The following is a 17,141-nucleotide window of genomic DNA, read 5'->3' on the forward strand; positions in this document are numbered from 1 at the left end:
CGACCACTATAGGCACTCGTCACGCGTGCGACTAGGTGGCACAATCGGCATGCCCTTATGCACAGGAGCATGAATCGATGCACGACTTCAACGACCTTGCCGCCTTCATGGCGGTCGCGCGTGCGCGCAACTTCACCCGCGCCGCTGCTCAACTGGGCGTGTCGCAATCCGCGCTGAGCCGCACCGTCCGCGCGCTCGAGGAGCGGATGGGGCTGCCGCTTCTCACGCGCACGACACGCAGCGTGTCGGTGACGCAGGCCGGCGAAAAGCTGCTTGCGGCGGTTGCGCCGCGGCTCGAAGAGATCGCCGCAGAGCTGGATTCGTTGAAGTCGTCGACGGACCGGCCAGCGGGAACCGTTCGAATCACGACGACCGATTACGCAGCGAATACGTACGTTTGGCCTCGTGTGCAGACCGTGCTGCGGCAGTATCCCGAAGTAAAGCTCGAAATCATCAACGACTACGGGCTGACGGATATCGTCGCGGGCCGCTATGACATCGGTGTCAGGCTGGGCGATCAGGTCGAAAAGGACATGGTGGCGGTGCGGATCGCACCGGATATGACGATGGCGATCGTCGGGGCGCCGGCGTATCTTCGATCGCACCCGCCGATCAAGACGCCGCAAGACCTGACGCTGCACAACTGCATCAACCTGCGTCTTCCCACTCGGGATTCGCTGTTGGCGTGGGAACTGAAGAAGGGGCGGCGGGAACTGCAAGTGAGGGTAAGCGGCCAGCTCGTCTTCAACAACACCTACCAAATGCTCGACGCGGCGCTCGCGGGCTTCGGCCTTGCGTATATCCCTCAGGACCTCGCGGCCCCGTACGTCGCGCGCCGCCGGCTTCGATGGGTTCTCGAAGACTGGCATCCGACCTTCGTCGGCCATCACGTTTTTTATCCGAGCCGCCGGCGCTCGTCGCGCGCAGTCAGTCTCGTGCTTGACGCACTGAAGGCCGGCTATCGCACGACGAACGCATGAGCCGCGTATCGGTCACTTCGCTTCGTTCGCGAGCAGGCTGCGGATCTTCTCCTCGGTCTGCGCGTATTGCCCTTCGCCGAAGTGGCTATAAACGAGCTTGCCGTTCTGATCGATCAGATACAGCGCGGGCCAGTACTGATTGCCGTACGCGCGCCATGTCGCAAATCCGTTGTCCTGCGCGACCGGATAAGTAATGCCATTGCGCTCGATGGCTTTCTTCAGATTGCCGGTATCGCGTTCGAATGCGTATTCCGGCGAGTGCACGCCTACGACGACGAGCCCCTTGTCGCGATAACGCGCATCCCACGCCTTGATGTACGGCAGCGTATGCGCGCAATTGATGCAATCGAAGGTCCAGAAATCGACGAGCACCACCTTGCCGCGCAGCTTCGCGAGGTCCAGCGGCGCGCTGTTGAACCAGTTGTCGATGCCCTGGAAATTGGGCGCATCCGCACCGGTTGCGATGGCGGCGGGCGCGAGCGCCGAGACATTGCCGGATGCGAAGGCCGCAATACCAGCGGTCGCGGCGAGACTCACGGCAACGGCCGCAATCCTGAGACGATTCAACATGACGACTCTCCAAGATGATTGACGATGGAATGCATTGAAGCGCCTCGGTGTATCCGCACTGTGTCGGCTATCGGAAGAGATCGCATTGCCGTGTATCCGCGCGTCGCGCAGATACATTGCGATACACAACCGCCGCGCTTCGGACACTCACGCGATACATGCGAGCCTTCAAATACGGGTCATCGCTCAATTTCGTGGAGACCCTCGTGCTACTCATCGTCATCGCGTTTCTCGGCGGCGCATTCACCGTGCTCAGTCCGTGCATACTTCCGGTCGTGCCGTTCGTCTTCGCACGCACGGACCGGCCTTTTCTGACCGACCGTCTGCCGCTTCTTGCAGGGCTCGCGGGCACATTCACGCTCGTCACCGGCCTCGGTGCCGCGGGCCTCGCCAGCGCCGCGCAATTCAACCAGTATGGCCGATGGATCGCTCTCGCGCTGTTCGCGCTCTTCGGTGCATCGCTCGTGCTTCCTTCGATTGCGGCACGCGTCACGCGTCCGCTGTCATCGCTTGCCGACCGGATCATCACGCGTTCGCAATCGCAGATGGCGTCGCGCCGCGTGCTCTCCGCTACGTTGCTTGGCGCGGCGACGGGCCTGCTGTGGGCGCCGTGTGCAGGACCGATTCTCGGTGCCATCCTCTCGGGCGCGGCGCTCGATGGCGCAACGTGGAAGACCGCTGCTGCGCTCGCGGCTTACGCGACGGGCGCGGCAGTCGCGCTCGCGGTGGCGTCGTCGCTCGGCAAGCGCGCGCTCGATGCGCTCAAGCGTTCGTTCGGTATCGGCGAACACGTGCGCCGCGCGATGGGTGCGCTCGTGCTGCTGACCGTCGCGGCGATCGCATCCGGCGCCGATACGCGCGTGCTTGCAAGCGTGAAGGGCGTATCGACGGATCGCATCGAAAGCAGGCTCATCGGCTTCGCGTCCGCGATGCCGAAGACGCCGCCATCGACGCCTTCATCGGCGTTGCCCGTGGAAGGCAAACTGCCCGCGCTCGATGGCGCGACCGAATGGCTCAACGGGCCGCCGCTGTCGCGCGATGCGTTGCGCGGCAAGGTGGTCGTCGTCAACTTCTGGACGTATTCGTGCATCAACTGCCTGCGCACGCTGCCGTATCTCAGGACGTGGGCGCAGCGTTACGGCGGCGACGGGCTCGTCGTGCTCGGCGTGCATACACCCGAGTTCGGCTTCGAGCACGACACGCGCAACGTGAAGCGCGCCTTGCAGGATCTGCACGTGTCGTATCCGGTAGCGGTCGATAACGATTACCGCATCTGGCAAGCGTTCGGCAACCGTTATTGGCCGGCGTTCTATATCGTCGATGCAGACGGGCGCGTGCGGTATGACCACTTCGGCGAAGGCGGTTACGACGAGGCCGAAGGCGCGATCCGCCAACTGCTTGGCAAGACGCCGGGCGCAACCGATGGCAATCTTCTGGCGGCGAACGGCACGCAAGTGGCCGCCGATGTCGCGCACGTCGCATCGAACGAAACGTATCTTGGGTATCGTGAGTCGGAAGGCCTCGCGCCGGATCAGCGCATCGTTCGAGATACTTCGTCGACCTACGCATTGTCGCAACAGCTTGCGCTCAACGAGTGGGCCTTCGGCGGACAATGGAACGTCGGCGCAGAGGCGGCCGTGTCTGCGGCCGCGCACGCGCGCGTAGCCTATCGCTTCCACGCACGCGATCTGCACCTCGTGCTCGCGCCTGCTGACGATGGCAAGCCGGTTCGCATCCGCGTCACGCTCGACGGCAAGCCGCCGGGCGCATCACATGGCGCGGACGTCGATGCCGAAGGCAATGGCGTCGTCACCGCTGCGCGCCTGTATCAGCTAGTGCGGCAAAGTGGTTCCGTCGACGATCGCACGTTCGAGATCGAATTTCTCGATGCAGGCGCGCGAGCCTTCGCGTTCACGTTCGGCTGACCGCAACGCGATCACAGCACGAGCCGCGCTTCGAGACCGCCGCCGTGGCGGTTGTGCAGGGTGAGCGTGGCATCCATCGCGCGCGCAAGCTGGCGCGCGATGGCGAGCCCCAGGCCCGTGCCGCCGGTGCTTCGGTTGCGCGATTCCTCGAGCCTCACGAACGGTTCAAACACCGCTTCGAGCGATGCGTCGGGTATGCCCGGACCGCGATCCATCACCGAGACGCGCGTGCGGCCATCGGCCAATGCTTCGACGCGGATTTCCGCTGCATCCGAGAATTTGAGCGCATTGTCGACGAGATTGCCGACGATGCGCCGCAGCGCTTGCGGGCGCGTCACCAGCGGATGCCCGATGCGTCCTTCGAGCGACACGTCCCTGCGCGCGTCGCGATAATCATCGACGATGCTCTCGATGAGCGCATCCGGATCGATGCGCACAGCCGCTTCCTGCGTGCCGTGCAAGGTGCGTGCATAGGTGACGCCTTCCTTCACGAGCGTCTCCATCTCCTGCAGGTCCTGCCGCAGCTTCGCGCCGGTTGTATCGTCGTCCATCACGTCGACGCGCAGTCGCATGCGGGTAATGGGCGTCTGCAAGTCGTGCGTGATGGCGGCGAGGATCTGCATGCGCTGCGCCATGTACATCGCGACGCGGTCCTGCATCGCGTTGAACGCTTTCGCCGCGTGCACGACCTCTTCCGGTCCTTGTTCGGGCAGGCGCTGGCCCTTCAGATCGGGGCCGAGCGTATCGGCGGCGCGGGCGAGTTGTGCGAGCGGGCGCGTCGCGAGCCGCACGGCGAGCCAGCAGCACGCGACGATCACCGCGAGTTGCAGCGCGAGCACGAACGGCAGCCAGCCGGATACGGGCGTGCCCTGCATCGGCCGCATGTCGATGGTGAGCGGCGAGCCGTCGGTGAGACGCAAGTGCACCTGAAAACGCTGGGTATCGCCGGGAATCGCGTTCACGGTCAGCGGATAACGCTTGCCGATGCCATCGGCAATGGACTGCGCGAAGCGCGCCGACAACGCGGCGTCCGGGGCCACGCCGCCCGTGCCGGGGCCGAGGATGAACTCGTAACTGCGCCGCGCGAGCCGTGGCAGCCACGCGGCGCGCTCATCCGGCGGCAGATGATCGAGCAGCGCGACGGAGCTTGCCACTTCGCGTTCGACATAACCGGTCATCACGTTCGTCATGCTCTGGTCGCGCTCGGTCATCGTGAGCCAGAACGCGGCGGTTTGCGCGAGGGCGAGACCGATCAGCAGAATCAACGCGAGCCGTGCGAACAGCGTGCGCGGCCAGTGAAGCCACGAGGACGCGATGACCGGCGCGCTCGTCGATGCTTCCGTGTGCGTGTTCATTGCGCCCCGCCAAGCGGCGTCACGGTGGCGGAGAACACATAGCCTTCGCTGCGCAGCGTCTTGATGTAGCGCGGCTCGCGCGCCTCGTCTCTCAAGCGTTGACGCAGACGGCTCACGAGAAGGTCGATCGAGCGATCGAACGCGTCCGCCTGGCGGCCCTGCGTCAGATTGAGCAGCTGGTCACGCGTGAGCACCCGTTGAGGATGATCGAGAAACACGCGCAGCAAGCGATATTCGGCACCCGAGAGCGCGACCATCGTGCCTTCCGCATCGAGCAGATGACGCGCCGTGGTGTCGAGCCGCCAGTCGCCGAACGCGAGCAACGGCGCGGTCTCCGTGACCTGCATGCCCGGCGGCAGCATGCGCGTGCGCCGCAGCACGGAGCGCATGCGCGCAAGCAGCTCGCGCACGGCGAAGGGCTTCGGCAAGTAGTCGTCCGCGCCCATTTCGAGGCCGAGAATGCGGTCCGCTTCCTCGTTGCGCGCGGTGAGCATCAGCACGGGGACCGCGCGGAACTTGCCCGCCCGCAATTCGCGGCATAGCACGAGGCCATCTTCGCCGGGAAGCATCAGGTCCAGCACGATCAGATCGGGCGCGCCCTGTTCCAGCGCCGCGCGCATCTGACGGCCATTCGCGGCAAGCGACACGCGCATGCCGTTCTTCTCCAGATACGTCGCAAGAAGCTCGCGGATGCCGCGGTCATCGTCGACGATCAGCACATGGTCGGTGTGTTCCATTGCTCGTTCAGGACTTCCTGCGCTTGATTTGCAGCCGGGCGGGATCGATGAGCAGACATTGCACCGGATGCGCCAGTTCGGTCGCGATCTGTCCTGCGACGATGGCGACGATTGCGAGCATACGCTTCACGACATTGCTCCATGATGGACGATGCAAGCTTTATATCGCGAAACGCGCCGCCCTTCGACTGCTGGCCGGGGCGTTTTGTATCGCAGTGTATCCGCTGTCGTACGCGATACATGACGATTCGAGCAGACCCTCTCGCTGAAACATGACGGATACACCGCGGCGCTCTAATACGTCAACGGCAGCAACCGATGCAAGCCGCCAGCCAAAGCAGGCAAAGCAGGCATCGGAAGCGTCGTTTGCCACTTAATCGCCGTACATCCAATCGCAGAGGACATCATGAAGACTTCGATCATCGCTTTCGTACTCGCCGCCAGTGCTTTTGCCGGAGCCGCGCAAGCTGCCGTGACCAGCAGCAGCGCAATGCCGGATTCGTCCGTAGCGCAGGCGCATCGCGAGATGGGCAAGACCCGCGCGGAAGTGCGCAACGAACTCGTGCAGGCGCAGAAGAGCGGGCAGATCGCCGCGCTGTCGAACCTGTATCGCGGAAGCTAAGCCGCCCGATCAATACGCCACTTTGAGGATGACACCATGATCAAGCCCATCGACACTGTTCTCTATACCGGCAGCACGCATGTCACGGGAGGCCGCGAGGGCCACGCGCGCAGCACCGACGGCCGGCTCGACCTGCAACTTTCGCCGCCCGGATCGGCGGGCGCGGGCACCAATCCCGAGCAGCTATTCGCGGCGGGCTGGTCGGCCTGCTTCATCGGCGCGATGACCAAGGCCGCCGCGAAGCTGCAGGTGAAGCTGCCCGCCGATACCGCCGTCGACGCCGAAGTCGATCTCGGCACCAACGCCGACGGCTATCAGTTGCGTGCGCGGCTCGCGGTGACGCTGCCGGGCATCGAACGCGACGTGGCCGCGGCCATCGTGGAGGGCGCGCATGGCACGTGTCCGTATTCGAAGGCGACGCGCGGAAATATCGACGTCACCATTCGCATGGTGTGATGCAATCGTCGGACGGAAGGCGTGCAGCGCTGCACGCCTTGCCCCCGGTTCAGGCCGGAATGATGCGTTCCGCCTTCAGCCGGTCGAACAGCTCGAAGAAGGCATCGGGCGTGCTCTGATAATCGAGGAAGCCGGCCTTGCGGCTCTTCGACATATCGGTCAGCACTTCCATCGGGCGGCCTAGATCGGCATCGGTATGCCACCATGAAACAAGCTTGTCGATGTCCGCTTCGGCCAGCGCATGGCGCGCTGCAATGTCGGCCCATGCCTTGCCCGCATGCTGCATGCGGTTCTCCAGAGGCCGTGTCTCGCCATCGAAGGGCGCGGGCTCGATGCCGAAATATCCGGCGATACGCTCCCACATCCACTTCCAGCGAAACACGTCGCCATTGACCACGTTGAACGCTTCGTCGCGCGCCATCGGCGACGTCGCGGCCCATTCGAGTTGCCGCGCGAGCAGGCGCGCGTCGGTCATGTCGGTGAGGCCGTTCCACTGCGCAGCGGAGCCGGGGAACACGAACGGCTCGCCGGTCGCCTTGCAAAGCGTCGCATAGACGGCGAGCGTCACGCCCATGTTCATCGCATTTCCGACTGCATAGCCGATGATCGTATGCGGACGATGCACGCTCCAGCCGAAGCCGAACTGCCCCGCCGCGTCGAAGAGCCGGTCTTCCTGCTCGTAGTAGAAGTTGTCGACCGGCTGCCGGCCTTGCTCCTCGCGAAACGGCGTTATCGGAACGGTGCCCTTGGCGTACGCTTCGAACGGTCCCAGATAGTGCTTCAGCCCCGTGACGAGCGCGGCGTGCGTGATCGCGCCCGAAGGCCCCAGTGCGTCCAGTACGTTCGACACCATCGCGCCGTTCACGCGGATGTTTTCGGCCTCAGTCGCCTGGCGCGACCATGCGGTGAAGAAGACGTGCGTGAATTCCTGGTCTTTCAGGGCATCCGCGACGGATGACGCCGATGTGAGATCGGCCGTGATCGACTCCATGCCGGCGGGCGCAGGCGTTCGGCCGCGCGATAGCCCCGCGATCGACCAGTCGCCGTGCGTTTGAAGATGCTCGAACAGATTGCGTCCGACGATGCCCGTTGCGCCGATGATGAGTGCTCGTTTATCCATTGTTTTGCGTGCTCGTGCGTGAGTTGAACGATGTCATCGCCCTAGTGTGACGGATTGTGCGAAAGCCTGCTTGAGGGGGCCGCGATCACCTAGACTCATACCACCGCCCATGCATGCACGGCAAAGGGAGCGCGACATGATCGACAAGGACAACGCCGACAAGCGCTTCATCGGTGCAATCCCCGAGATATACGACACCTGCCTCGTGCCGCTGATCTTTGCACGCTATGCCGACGACATCGCGGCCCGCGTCGCGTCGCAACGGCCAACGCGCGTGCTCGAAGTCGCGGCGGGGACGGGCGTCGTCACGCGCGCGCTGGCGAATGCGCTCGCCGAAGCGACGGTCATCGTCGCCACTGATCTCAACCCGGCCATGCTCGAACGCGCGCAAGCGGTCGGCACGGCAAGACCCGTCGAGTGGCGACAGGCCGACGCGATGCACTTGCCTTTCGACGACGCGTCTTTCGATGCCGTCGTCTGCCAGTTCGGCGCGATGTTCTTCCCCGACAAGCCTGAAGCCTTCGCGCAGATGCATCGCGTGTTGCGCGCCGGTGGCGCGTTCATCTTCAACGTATGGGACTGCATCGAAAACAACGCGTTCGCTTTCATCGTCACGGAGACGATGTCGCGCATCTTTCCCGCCGATCCGCCGATGTTCTTCGCACGCACGCCGCATGCTTATTACGAACGTTCGGTCATCGAGTGTGACCTTCGCGCGAGTGGCTTCGACAAAGATGTGTCATTCGAAGTCGTGCGTGACAGCAGCCATGCCGATTCGCCGATGACGGCCGCGATCGGCTTCTGCCAGGGCACGCCGTTGCGCTTCGAACTCGAAGCGCGCGGACCCGATACGTTATCGACTACTACGGATGCATGCGCCGCCGCCATCGCCGATAGCTTCGGGCACGGCCCCGTCGAGGGCGCGATGCAGGCGATAGTCATCACCGCAAGGGCGTGACCTCTCTGGGTCGTCGAAGACTACAGATGCATTACAGTTTCGCGCATGCGGGCCGATAAGCAGAAGCACCCACGTAAGCACCCAAAGACCCGGCGCGAGGATACTGTTCCTTGCGCGCGCATAGGCGAAATAGATGAAGACTCTGACAATCCGGGCGCGGCTTGCGCTCACCATGACTTTTCTGGGCGTTCTGCTTTCTGTCTGCGTAGGCTTCGGTCTGTACGGAATGAACTCGATCGACGCATCGGCGAGAGACCTGGGTCTCAGCACGCTGCCGTCCGTCAATGCGCTAGGGGTCTCCGACATCTATATGAGCCGTGCACGGATGCAACTGGACGCTTATGCACTCGATCCCGATGCGCCGGACGCGAGTCAAATGCGTGCGCGCGCCGAGAGCCTTCTGATTAACTCCGACGACTGGTACAAGAAGTACGACGCGATTCCGCGCGGCGCGGATGAGGAGGCGATCGCGAAGGATGTCATCGCGGCCCGCGCCGACATGCGCAAGGCCATCGAAACGTTCGGTGCGGCTATCGACCGGCACGATCAGGAACAGGTTCGCCGCTCGGCGTTGAAGGAACTGCCCGCGTCGTATGATCGCGTGAGCGCCGCGTTCAGGACGCTGCGAGAGTATCAGCTCACCGATGCGGCCCGTCAGGATGCGGAAAACGACAGCAAGGTGTTGACGCTGCGCATCATTGGCATGCTTTCGCTGCTCGTCGGTATCGCCGCCGCGGTATCGGGCTGGTACTTCCTGCGCCGCGCAATCATGACGCCGCTTGCTCAGGCGCTCGATCACTTCGAACATATCTCGAGCGGCGATCTGACGCGAGAAGTGATCATCAGGAGTCACGACGAAATGGGGCAACTGCTCGCCGGCGTCGCGGCGATGAAGAACAAGCTCGCGGTCACCGTCGGCAGCGTGCGCGGCAGCAGCGAGGCGATCGCGAGCGCCAGCAAGGAGATCGCGGCGGGCAATACCGATCTGTCTTCACGCACCGAAGAACAGGCCGCGTCGTTGCAGGAAACGGCGGCCAGCATGGAGCAGTTGACGTCCACGGTGAAGCAGAATTCCGATAACGCGAAGCAGGCGAGCAGCCTCGCCGATACCGCCAACGCGGTGGCCAGCGAAGGCAGCGCGATCGTCGGTCAGGTGGTCGAGACGATGGCGGGCATCGAGCAAAGCTCGGACAAGATTGCCGAGATCATCGGCATGATCGAGGGCATTGCGTTCCAGACCAACATTCTCGCGCTCAACGCGGCAGTCGAAGCAGCCCGCGCCGGAGAGCAGGGGCGTGGTTTCGCCGTCGTGGCAAGCGAGGTGCGCAGCCTCGCGCAGCGCTCGTCGACTGCCGCGAAGGAGATCAAGGATCTGATCGAAACGTCGGGCAGCCGCGTGCAGGCGGGAACCGAACTCGTAGCCCGCGCGGGCGAGACGATGCAGAACGTCGGCACCGCGATTCAACGCGTGACGGACATCATGGGCGAGATCGCGTCGGCATCGCACGAGCAGAGCCGGGGTATCGAGCAAGTCAATCAGGCCATCGCGCAAATGGACGAGGTGACGCAGCAGAACGCCGCGCTCGTCGAAGAGGCGGCGGCCGCGGCGGGCTCGCTCGAAGATCAGGCCGAGCAGTTGCGCGCGGCGGTCGCGGTGTTCCGCACGGGCGCACCGGCATCGGCCAGGGTTGCGTCGACGGGCAGCGCCGCGCAACCGAAGCGCGCCGCCAAGGCCGTTGCCACGGCGGAAGGCGACTGGGCCACCTTCTGACGTTGTGCCGCTAGTGATCCGTCAGAAAGTCCGGATGATTCGCGCGAATCTGGTCGATCTGTCCGAGCGTGCCCGACAGATGGCTGCGCATCGCGGCTTGCGCGGCGTCGGGCTCCTTCGCTTCGATTGCATCGACGATGGCCGTGTGATCGCGCACGACCGCCGACGTCTTCCCCTCGACGGGTAAGGTCAGCCGCCGCAGCCGGTCGATATGCCCGCTGCGCCGCCGCACCAGTTCCCACAATTGCGGCACGCCCGCAGCCTCCAGCATCTGCCGGTGAAAATCCTGATCGAGCAGCACGAAGCGCTCGTTATCGGCGGGATCGAGCACGCGGCTTTGCGCGTCGATGGTCGCGCGCAGACGGCCGATCAGCGCGGCGTCGCGTTCGATCGCCAGCGTGCGGACCACCTCTATTTCAATTGACCGGCGCAGAAAATGCGCTTGCAGCGCGGCGCTGACGCTAATGCGGCTTACGACCGTGGCGTGCTGCGGGAAGATATCGACGAGTCCTTCCTCGCCGAGCTTGATCAGCGCGTCGCGCACCGGCGTCTGGCTGAGGCCGTATTGCGCGGCGAGATCGGCACGCGACAGCACGCTGCCGGGCGCGAGTTCCAGCGAAACAATCATTGCGCGCAGGCGCTCGAAAACTTGCGGGGCGGCGTGACGGGAGCGGTCGAGGCGATGCGCCCCCGGTGGTGCGTCGTTGAGGTTCATGCTGAAAGCTGAGTGGAAGACGGATTCGGCCCTAGCATACCAATCCGCGCGGCCAGGCCGAACAATTGGCCGCCCTCGGTACTTTCACTGATAAAACACTAATATATTAGTGTTTAAGATGTACGGACTTCTTTGTTTACCGGAATTTCCGATATGACGCGCGACATCACCATCACCCAGGTCAGAATCACGCCGATCGCCTTCCGCGACGGTCCGTTGCTCAACGCGGCGGGCATTCACGAGCCGTGGGCACTGCGCGCGATCGTCGAACTGGAGACGAGCGATGGCCGCATCGGCATCTCAGAGACCTACGGCGACGAACCGATGCTGCGTGTGCTCGACCAGGCAAAGTCGCTGGCTATCGGCCTTTCGCCGTTCGATCTGAACGCGATGGAAGAGCGCGTCCGCGCGACGATCAAGGCGACGCCCGGCGCGGTGGAGTTCGAGCTTGCGCCCGGATCCCACGCGGCCAAGAACGCGCCGAAGGTCATCAGCACGCTCGAAGTGGCGATGCTGGATCTGCAAGGGCAGATGGTCGGTGCGCCGGTCGTCGATCTGCTCGGCGGCAAGGTGCGCGATGCGGTGCCGTATAGCGCGTACCTGTTTTTCAAGTACGCGGAGCATATCGACCGGCCTTACGCGCCGGATGCGTGGGGCGAGGGCATCAGCCCGGAGCAGATCGTCGCGCAGGCGCGGCGCATGATCGATCTTTACGGATTCCAAAGTATCAAGCTGAAGGGCGGCGTGTTCGAGCCATCGCATGAAATCGCGTGCATGAAGGCGCTCGCGAAAGCGTTCCCCGGCATGCCGCTGCGTCTGGACCCGAACGCGAACTGGACACTGAAGACGAGCATCGAGGCCGCCCCCGAACTCGATGAAATTCTCGAATACTACGAAGACCCGTGCCCCGGTCTCGAAGGCATGGCCGAGTTGCAGAAGCATACGAAGCTGCCGCTCGCGACCAACATGGTCATTACGACGATGGACGATTTCCGTCGTGGCTGCGAGATGGGATCGATCAGGGTGCTGCTCTCCGATCATCACTACTGGGGCGGCTTGCGCGCCACGCAGACGCTCGCGCGCATGTGCCGTCTGTGGGGCTTCGGCATGTCGATGCACTCGAATTCGCATCTCGGCATCAGCCTGATGGCGATGACGCATGTCGCCGCGAGCATCCCCAATCTCACCTATGCCTGCGACACGCATTATCCGTGGCAGGAGGAAGAGATCATCAAGGGCGGCCGCGTCAAGTTCGACAACGGCGCAGTCCGCGTGCCGACGACACCGGGTCTCGGCGTCGAACTGGACCGCGAGCAGCTTGCCGTGCTGCACGAGCAATATCTGACCTGCGGCGTGCGCAATCGCGATGACCTCACGCAGATGCGCAAGTATCAGCCGGACTTCAGCGGCAAGAACCCGCGCTTCTGACCGGCTCGACGCTCGACCCCCATAACGAAGGAGACAGATTCATGAGCAATCGAGCCGACGCGCTGCACAGCGCCGTCAGAAAGATCAAGTGGCACGTGTTGCCGCTTTTCGTGGTGATGTTCATCGTCAATTACATCGACCGCGTGAACATCGGCTTCGTGCGGCAGCATTTGAGCGCCGATCTCGGCATCGGCGCGGCGGCGTACGGTCTCGGCGCGGGGCTTTTCTTCGTCAGCTATGCGGTGTTCGAAGTGCCGTCGAACATGCTGTTGCAGCGCTTCGGCGCGAAAGCGTGGCTCACGCGCATCATGGTGACGTGGGGGCTGGCGGCGGTCGGCATGGCGTTCGTGCGAGGCGAGACCTCGTTCTACGTAATGCGTCTCGTGCTTGGCGCGGCCGAAGCAGGCTTCTTTCCCGGCGTGGTGTTCTACTTCACGCAATGGCTGCCGCGCGATCAACGTGGCCGCGCCATGGCGATCTTTCTCTCGGGCTCGGCGCTCGCCTCCGTGTTCTCAGGGCCGATTTCCGGCGCATTGCTGCTGATCGAAGGTCATGGCCTGCACGGCTGGCAGTGGATGTTCATCATCGAAGGCATGGCGTCGGTGGTGCTCGCGGGCTTCGTGTGGTTCTGGCTCGACTCGAAGCCGCACGACGCGAAGTGGCTCACGCGCGCGGAGCAGGATGCGCTCGTCGGCGAAATCGAAGCGGAGCAGCGCGAGCGCGAAGCGACGCATGTCGCGAGGCCATCGGCGCTGAGCCTGCTGCGCGATCCGCAGATCATCATCTTTTGCCTGATTTACTTCTCGGTGTCGCTGACGATCTACGGCGCAACGTTCTGGCTGCCGAGCATCATCCGCAAAATGGGGCATCTGAACGACTTTCAGGTCGGCCTGTTCAACTCGGTTCCGTGGCTTATCTCCATCGTCGCCATGTACGTGTTCGCGGCGCTGGCGGCGCGCTTCAAGTTTCAACAGGCGTGGGTCGCGTGCGTGTTGCTGATCGCGGCGGCGGGCATGTACGCGGCGGGGACGGGCAGCGCGGTGTTCTCGTTCGTCGCGATCTGCTTCGCGGCAATCGGCTTCAAGGCGGCTTCTTCGTTGTTCTGGCCAATTCCGCAAGGCTATCTCGATGCACGTATCGCCGCGCCGGTGATTGCGCTCATCAATTCGATCCGCAATCTCGGCGGCTTTGTCGCGCCGGCGACGTTCGGCTTCCTCGAACAAAAGACCGGCTCCATCCAGGGCGGGCTGACCGCGCTTGCGGTGGTGTCGGTAGTGGCTGCCGTCATCGTCTTCTTCGCGCGCATGACGCCCGCCGTGCGGGGTCATGCGCAGGTCACGCGGCGCGGAACGTGATGCCGGCGCGTGTTATCGCCCCAGTTCCTTCAGATACGCCGCACGCGCCGCATAGCCGGTATTGGCGAAGTCCGTGAACACGCCGTCGACGCCGAGGCGGTAGAACTTCAGATACTCCGCCGCGGGATCGCCGTTGTAGTCTGCAGCAAGGTACTTCTTCTCGTTGCGGAACGTGAAGACGTGCACGAAGAGGCCGGCCTTGTGCGCATCGGCGATGACGCTCGTCGCGGGCTGCGAGGTCGCCTGTGCCGTTGAGCCGACGAAAGGCGAGCCATCCGCGTTCGTCGCGGGAAACGGCGTGATCTTGAGCGGTACGATCTGCGGCTTCCACGGACCGATGCCGTCCGCATACGTCTTGATCTGCGCGAGACCTTGCGGCGTGAGCATCGCATCGAACCAGCGCGGATCGCCGGCGACGGTCCAGTCGAACGGACGGCTATCCGTGATCTCGTTGTAGACGACCGCGCCCGTGCGATAGTCGACGTCATAGCCGTCGATCAACTGCACGGCCTTCGTGTTGAGGCCATGCGCGCGCATGTATTGCAGGCTCGACGGCTCGAAGCTCTGCACGAATACAGCGGCGTCGTGCGTGTTCAGATTGTTGTCGTTGAGAATTTTGATGAGCGCATCTTCGAGCGGATGGCTGCCCGGCGCGCCGCATCCGTTGGCGATGGCCTGTGCGTTGTTCCATGTCGGGTTCTTCGTCTCGGGATAGACGGAGATCGTGCGGCCCGTCGCGGCGCTCTGCGCTTTCGCAATGTCGATGATCTGCTGGAACGTCAGAACGGGATACTTGCCGTTGTATTCCGCCGGGCGCTCGCTGGCGGCATCGTAGGTCGTGCCGCCGATCAACGTGCCGAGTTCGGCGGCCGTGAAGTCCGTGATCGACCAGTCGCCGGTGTGATCCTCGCCATCGACGATCAGCGACTTCAACACCGACTTCGGATCGTTCGGATCGGTCAGGTCCGTCAGATATTGCGAAGGCCCGGTCTGCGGCGTGGTCTGCCACTTCACGTTGACGAGCACGCCGGGCACCGTGCGTTTTCTCGCGGCAACGGATGCGTTGGTCTTCGCGACATCCGCGATGTTCGTATTGTCCGACAGCCACGGATTGTGGCGCGCGACGAGCACGCAGTCCTTCGACAAGTGCAGGTCTTCTTCGAGCGCATCCGCGCCGTTCGTTGCGGCCAGTTCGTACGACGGCTGCGTTTCTTCGGGGCGCAAGCCCGGCAGACCGCGGTGCCCGATGACGAGCGGCATCTTGCCGTCGAGCGTCGAGAAAGCGGCGGGAGCGGGCGCAGCGGGTGTCGTGTTGTTTCCGTCGCCATGACAGGCTGCAAGGGCCAAGGCCAGTGCAGTCAGTGCCAGCGACAACTTCGGTATTGCGGATAGAGAGGGCTTACGATCGCGCTTCATCGGCTTTCCGTGTCCTTATGATGGTCCCCGCGCATATTGCGAGAGCGCGATGACCCTCATATGTCCGGAAGCTCTCAATCGGCTTTCAGTAGCACAAGGGCGTTCGGGACTTGGCTACTCACGCAAGCAGCCGCGCAATGAGATCGGGCGTCGTGCGCACTTCGTACTTTCGCAACAGGCTCGCGCGATGAATGTCGACTGTGCGCGGGCTGATGTTCAACTCCTTGCCAATCTCCTTGCTCGTCATACCGTGCACGAGACAGGCGGCGACATCGCGTTCGCGCTCGGTCAATGTGCTCGCGACGTCGGTCTGCTTCACGTTCTCCGATAGATCGGTGAATGTCCACATCGCCAGTTCGAAGGGACGCTTCGGGTTATAGCCGAAGCCGCGCACCGTCACCCAGAAATGCGTGCCGTCGATGCGGCGCATGATGCGATCGTCGCTGAAAACAGCGCGCTTCGCGATGAGCGGCCCGAGGCGGCGGCCGGTCGTCGCGAAGTCTTTCTGCTGCGGATAAAGGCGGGAGAACGACTGACCGACTATGTCGCTACGTTCCGCCCTGAACAGTTCGAGAGCCCGCATGTTGCAGTCGACCATGATTCGCTCGCGCGCCACGATGACCGCCACGGGCAGATGCCTGAAAAGGTCCTCGTAGTCGAGATTGCGCGTCGTATCGGTCGTGGTCGGCATGGGGTCTTTCGCGTACGTAGGCTCCTATGTAGTGTAGCCGGCCTGCGTTCGAGTCAGCCGTTCCAGACTTCGCCGAACACGCGCAGCCAGTTTTCGCCCATCACCTTCTTGATGCGCGACTCGCTCCAGCCCGCGCGCTGCATCGCGGCGGTGAGATTGGGAAACTCGCCGATCGTTCGAATGCCTTCCGGATTCACGACCTTGCCGAAGTTCGTCAGCCGGCGATAACGTCCCTTGTCGTGCGTGATCCAGTCGAAAAACTCAGTGCTGTAACCTTGAGTGAAGTCCGTGCCGATACCGACCTTGTCTTCGCCGATCACATCGATCACATACTCGATCGCTTCGAGATAGTCATCGACCGTTGCGTCGGCGCCGCGCTTCAGGAACGGTGCGAACATCGTCACGCCGACGAAGCCGTTGGCATCGGCGATTTCCTTCAGCTGCTCGTCGGTCTTGTTGCGCGGATGTTCCTTGAGCCCCGACGGACAGCAATGCGAATAGGTAACGGGCTTCTTCGAACACGCGATTGCATCCGATGACGTCTTCGCGCCGACGTGCGAGAGATCCACCAGGATGCCCACGCGGTTCATCTCCTGGATCACTTCGCGGCCGTAGCCCGAGAGACCGCCGTCGGCCTCATAACAGCCGGTGCCGACGAGATTCTGCGTGTTGTAGCAGAGTTGCACGACATTCACGCCGAGTTCCTTGAACACTTCGATATAGCCGAGGTTGTCCTCGAACGCATATGAGTTCTGGAAGCCGAAAATGATGCCGGTCTTGTTCTCTTTCTTCGCGCGCAGGATATCGTCGGTCGTGCGCACCAGCGTCAGAATCTCACTGTATTCGCGAATCTGCTGCTTCATTTCCGCGATGTTGTCGATGGTCTTCTGGAAGTCGTCCCAGACCGAAACGGTGCAGTTGACGGCGGTCACGCCGCCTTTGCGCATGTCTTCGAAAACTGAACGCTCGAATTTCGAAATATTCAGTCCGTCGATGATGATGCTCGAGTCGTGAAGGGTGGTCATTGTTCGATGTTCTCCAT

Annotated in this window: 17 protein-coding genes; 8 read left to right on the forward strand and 9 right to left on the reverse strand. The window is 63.2% G+C overall.

Annotated features, from left to right (window positions below):
• The first annotated feature begins 77 nt into the window (after nt 1-77).
• Nucleotides 78-980, forward strand: a complete 903-nt coding sequence (locus AB6804_RS06990) for a LysR family transcriptional regulator (protein ID WP_370885835.1) — start codon at nt 78-80, stop codon at nt 978-980.
• A gap of 12 nt (nt 981-992) precedes the next feature.
• Here AB6804_RS06990 and AB6804_RS06995 read toward each other — a convergent pair whose 3' ends face one another.
• Complete coding sequence (locus AB6804_RS06995; protein WP_370885836.1) at nt 993-1,550, reverse strand: thioredoxin family protein; 558 nt, start codon at nt 1,548-1,550, stop codon at nt 993-995.
• A 206-nt stretch (nt 1,551-1,756) separates the two neighbouring features.
• Between AB6804_RS06995 and AB6804_RS07000 the strand changes: the two genes are divergently transcribed.
• Entirely contained in the window at nt 1,757-3,475 is a 1,719-nt protein-coding gene (locus AB6804_RS07000) for a cytochrome c biogenesis protein DipZ (protein WP_370885837.1), read from the forward strand.
• Between the two features lie 11 nt (nt 3,476-3,486).
• Here the strand turns inward: AB6804_RS07000 and AB6804_RS07005 are convergent, their stop codons facing one another.
• Genes AB6804_RS07005 through AB6804_RS07015 form a run of 3 tightly spaced genes read right to left on the reverse strand, consistent with a single transcriptional unit; the run spans nt 3,487 to nt 5,697 of the window.
• Nucleotides 3,487-4,830, reverse strand: coding sequence for a sensor histidine kinase (locus AB6804_RS07005; protein WP_370885838.1), 1,344 nt, complete (start codon nt 4,828-4,830; stop codon nt 3,487-3,489).
• A complete protein-coding gene (locus AB6804_RS07010) occupies nt 4,827-5,567 on the reverse strand; it encodes a response regulator (RefSeq protein ID WP_370885839.1) in 741 nt (246 codons plus the stop codon). Before AB6804_RS07010 ends, AB6804_RS07005 begins: the two co-directional genes overlap by 4 nt.
• A gap of 7 nt (nt 5,568-5,574) precedes the next feature.
• Nucleotides 5,575-5,697, reverse strand: coding sequence for a hypothetical protein (locus tag AB6804_RS07015; RefSeq protein ID WP_268238048.1), 123 nt, complete (start codon nt 5,695-5,697; stop codon nt 5,575-5,577).
• A gap of 276 nt (nt 5,698-5,973) precedes the next feature.
• On the opposite strand from AB6804_RS07015, the gene AB6804_RS07020 reads away from it, so the two are divergent.
• Together AB6804_RS07020 and AB6804_RS07025 are read left to right on the forward strand one after the other, a co-directional pair.
• Entirely contained in the window at nt 5,974-6,189 is a 216-nt protein-coding gene (locus tag AB6804_RS07020) for a DUF4148 domain-containing protein (protein WP_370885840.1), read from the forward strand.
• Between the two features lie 36 nt (nt 6,190-6,225).
• Nucleotides 6,226-6,645: an organic hydroperoxide resistance protein gene (locus tag AB6804_RS07025; protein WP_370885841.1), complete on the forward strand. Its 420-nt coding sequence runs from the start codon at nt 6,226-6,228 to the stop codon at nt 6,643-6,645.
• A gap of 49 nt (nt 6,646-6,694) precedes the next feature.
• On the opposite strand, the gene AB6804_RS07030 is transcribed toward AB6804_RS07025, so the two are convergent.
• On the reverse strand, nt 6,695-7,765 hold the full coding sequence (locus AB6804_RS07030; protein ID WP_244797169.1) for an SDR family oxidoreductase: 1,071 nt from the start codon (nt 7,763-7,765) through the stop codon (nt 6,695-6,697).
• 139 nt (nt 7,766-7,904) lie between these two features.
• Here AB6804_RS07030 and AB6804_RS07035 point away from each other — a divergent pair, with 139 nt between their 5' ends.
• A complete protein-coding gene (locus AB6804_RS07035) occupies nt 7,905-8,723 on the forward strand; it encodes a class I SAM-dependent methyltransferase (protein ID WP_370885948.1) in 819 nt (272 codons plus the stop codon).
• 133 nt (nt 8,724-8,856) lie between these two features.
• Nucleotides 8,857-10,494 (forward strand): methyl-accepting chemotaxis protein, encoded by a 1,638-nt coding sequence (locus tag AB6804_RS07040; protein ID WP_370885842.1) that lies wholly within the window; start codon nt 8,857-8,859, stop codon nt 10,492-10,494.
• Between the two features lie 10 nt (nt 10,495-10,504).
• Here AB6804_RS07040 and AB6804_RS07045 read toward each other — a convergent pair whose 3' ends face one another.
• Entirely contained in the window at nt 10,505-11,209 is a 705-nt protein-coding gene (locus AB6804_RS07045; RefSeq protein ID WP_370885843.1) for a GntR family transcriptional regulator, read from the reverse strand.
• Between the two features lie 153 nt (nt 11,210-11,362).
• Between AB6804_RS07045 and AB6804_RS07050 the strand changes: the two genes are divergently transcribed.
• On the forward strand, nt 11,363-12,637 hold the full coding sequence (locus tag AB6804_RS07050; protein WP_370885844.1) for a glucarate dehydratase family protein: 1,275 nt from the start codon (nt 11,363-11,365) through the stop codon (nt 12,635-12,637).
• 41 nt (nt 12,638-12,678) lie between these two features.
• Nucleotides 12,679-13,992 (forward strand): MFS transporter, encoded by a 1,314-nt coding sequence (locus AB6804_RS07055; RefSeq protein WP_370885845.1) that lies wholly within the window; start codon nt 12,679-12,681, stop codon nt 13,990-13,992.
• A gap of 12 nt (nt 13,993-14,004) precedes the next feature.
• On the opposite strand, the gene AB6804_RS07060 is transcribed toward AB6804_RS07055, so the two are convergent.
• The 3 genes from AB6804_RS07060 to AB6804_RS07070 form a co-directional block, all read right to left on the reverse strand.
• Complete coding sequence (locus tag AB6804_RS07060) at nt 14,005-15,408, reverse strand: glycerophosphodiester phosphodiesterase family protein (RefSeq protein WP_370885846.1); 1,404 nt, start codon at nt 15,406-15,408, stop codon at nt 14,005-14,007.
• A gap of 118 nt (nt 15,409-15,526) precedes the next feature.
• The gene (locus AB6804_RS07065) at nt 15,527-16,099 is read right to left on the reverse strand and encodes a PAS and helix-turn-helix domain-containing protein (RefSeq protein WP_035962597.1); all 573 of its coding nucleotides are present in this window, start codon (nt 16,097-16,099) and stop codon (nt 15,527-15,529) included.
• Nucleotides 16,100-16,152: 53 nt separating this feature from the next.
• On the reverse strand, nt 16,153-17,124 hold the full coding sequence (locus AB6804_RS07070; protein ID WP_370885847.1) for a dipeptidase: 972 nt from the start codon (nt 17,122-17,124) through the stop codon (nt 16,153-16,155).
• Between the last annotated feature and the right edge of the window lie 17 nt (nt 17,125-17,141).

The sequence above is a fragment of the Caballeronia sp. RCC_10 genome (assembly GCF_041360715.1).
In the GTDB taxonomy this organism is placed as follows: Bacteria; Pseudomonadota; Gammaproteobacteria; order Burkholderiales; family Burkholderiaceae; genus Caballeronia; species Caballeronia grimmiae.

Excerpts from the sequence above, each read along its gene's own strand:
- AB6804_RS07025 (WP_370885841.1), top strand. The coding sequence starts at position 6,226 with ATGATCAAGCCCATCGACACTGTTCTCTATACCGGCAGCACGCATGTC.
- AB6804_RS07040 (WP_370885842.1), top strand. The coding sequence starts at position 8,857 with ATGAAGACTCTGACAATCCGGGCGCGGCTTGCGCTCACCATGACTTTT.
- AB6804_RS06995 (WP_370885836.1), bottom strand. The coding sequence starts at position 1,550 with ATGTTGAATCGTCTCAGGATTGCGGCCGTTGCCGTGAGTCTCGCCGCG.
- AB6804_RS07070 (WP_370885847.1), bottom strand. The coding sequence starts at position 17,124 with ATGACCACCCTTCACGACTCGAGCATCATCATCGACGGACTGAATATT.
- AB6804_RS07065 (WP_035962597.1), bottom strand. The coding sequence starts at position 16,099 with ATGCCGACCACGACCGATACGACGCGCAATCTCGACTACGAGGACCTT.
- AB6804_RS07020 (WP_370885840.1), top strand. The coding sequence starts at position 5,974 with ATGAAGACTTCGATCATCGCTTTCGTACTCGCCGCCAGTGCTTTTGCC.
- AB6804_RS07005 (WP_370885838.1), bottom strand. The coding sequence starts at position 4,830 with ATGAACACGCACACGGAAGCATCGACGAGCGCGCCGGTCATCGCGTCC.
- AB6804_RS07045 (WP_370885843.1), bottom strand. The coding sequence starts at position 11,209 with ATGAACCTCAACGACGCACCACCGGGGGCGCATCGCCTCGACCGCTCC.
- AB6804_RS07050 (WP_370885844.1), top strand. The coding sequence starts at position 11,363 with ATGACGCGCGACATCACCATCACCCAGGTCAGAATCACGCCGATCGCC.
- AB6804_RS06990 (WP_370885835.1), top strand. The coding sequence starts at position 78 with ATGCACGACTTCAACGACCTTGCCGCCTTCATGGCGGTCGCGCGTGCG.
- AB6804_RS07030 (WP_244797169.1), bottom strand. The coding sequence starts at position 7,765 with ATGGATAAACGAGCACTCATCATCGGCGCAACGGGCATCGTCGGACGC.
- AB6804_RS07060 (WP_370885846.1), bottom strand. The coding sequence starts at position 15,408 with ATGAAGCGCGATCGTAAGCCCTCTCTATCCGCAATACCGAAGTTGTCG.
- AB6804_RS07055 (WP_370885845.1), top strand. The coding sequence starts at position 12,679 with ATGAGCAATCGAGCCGACGCGCTGCACAGCGCCGTCAGAAAGATCAAG.
- AB6804_RS07010 (WP_370885839.1), bottom strand. The coding sequence starts at position 5,567 with ATGGAACACACCGACCATGTGCTGATCGTCGACGATGACCGCGGCATC.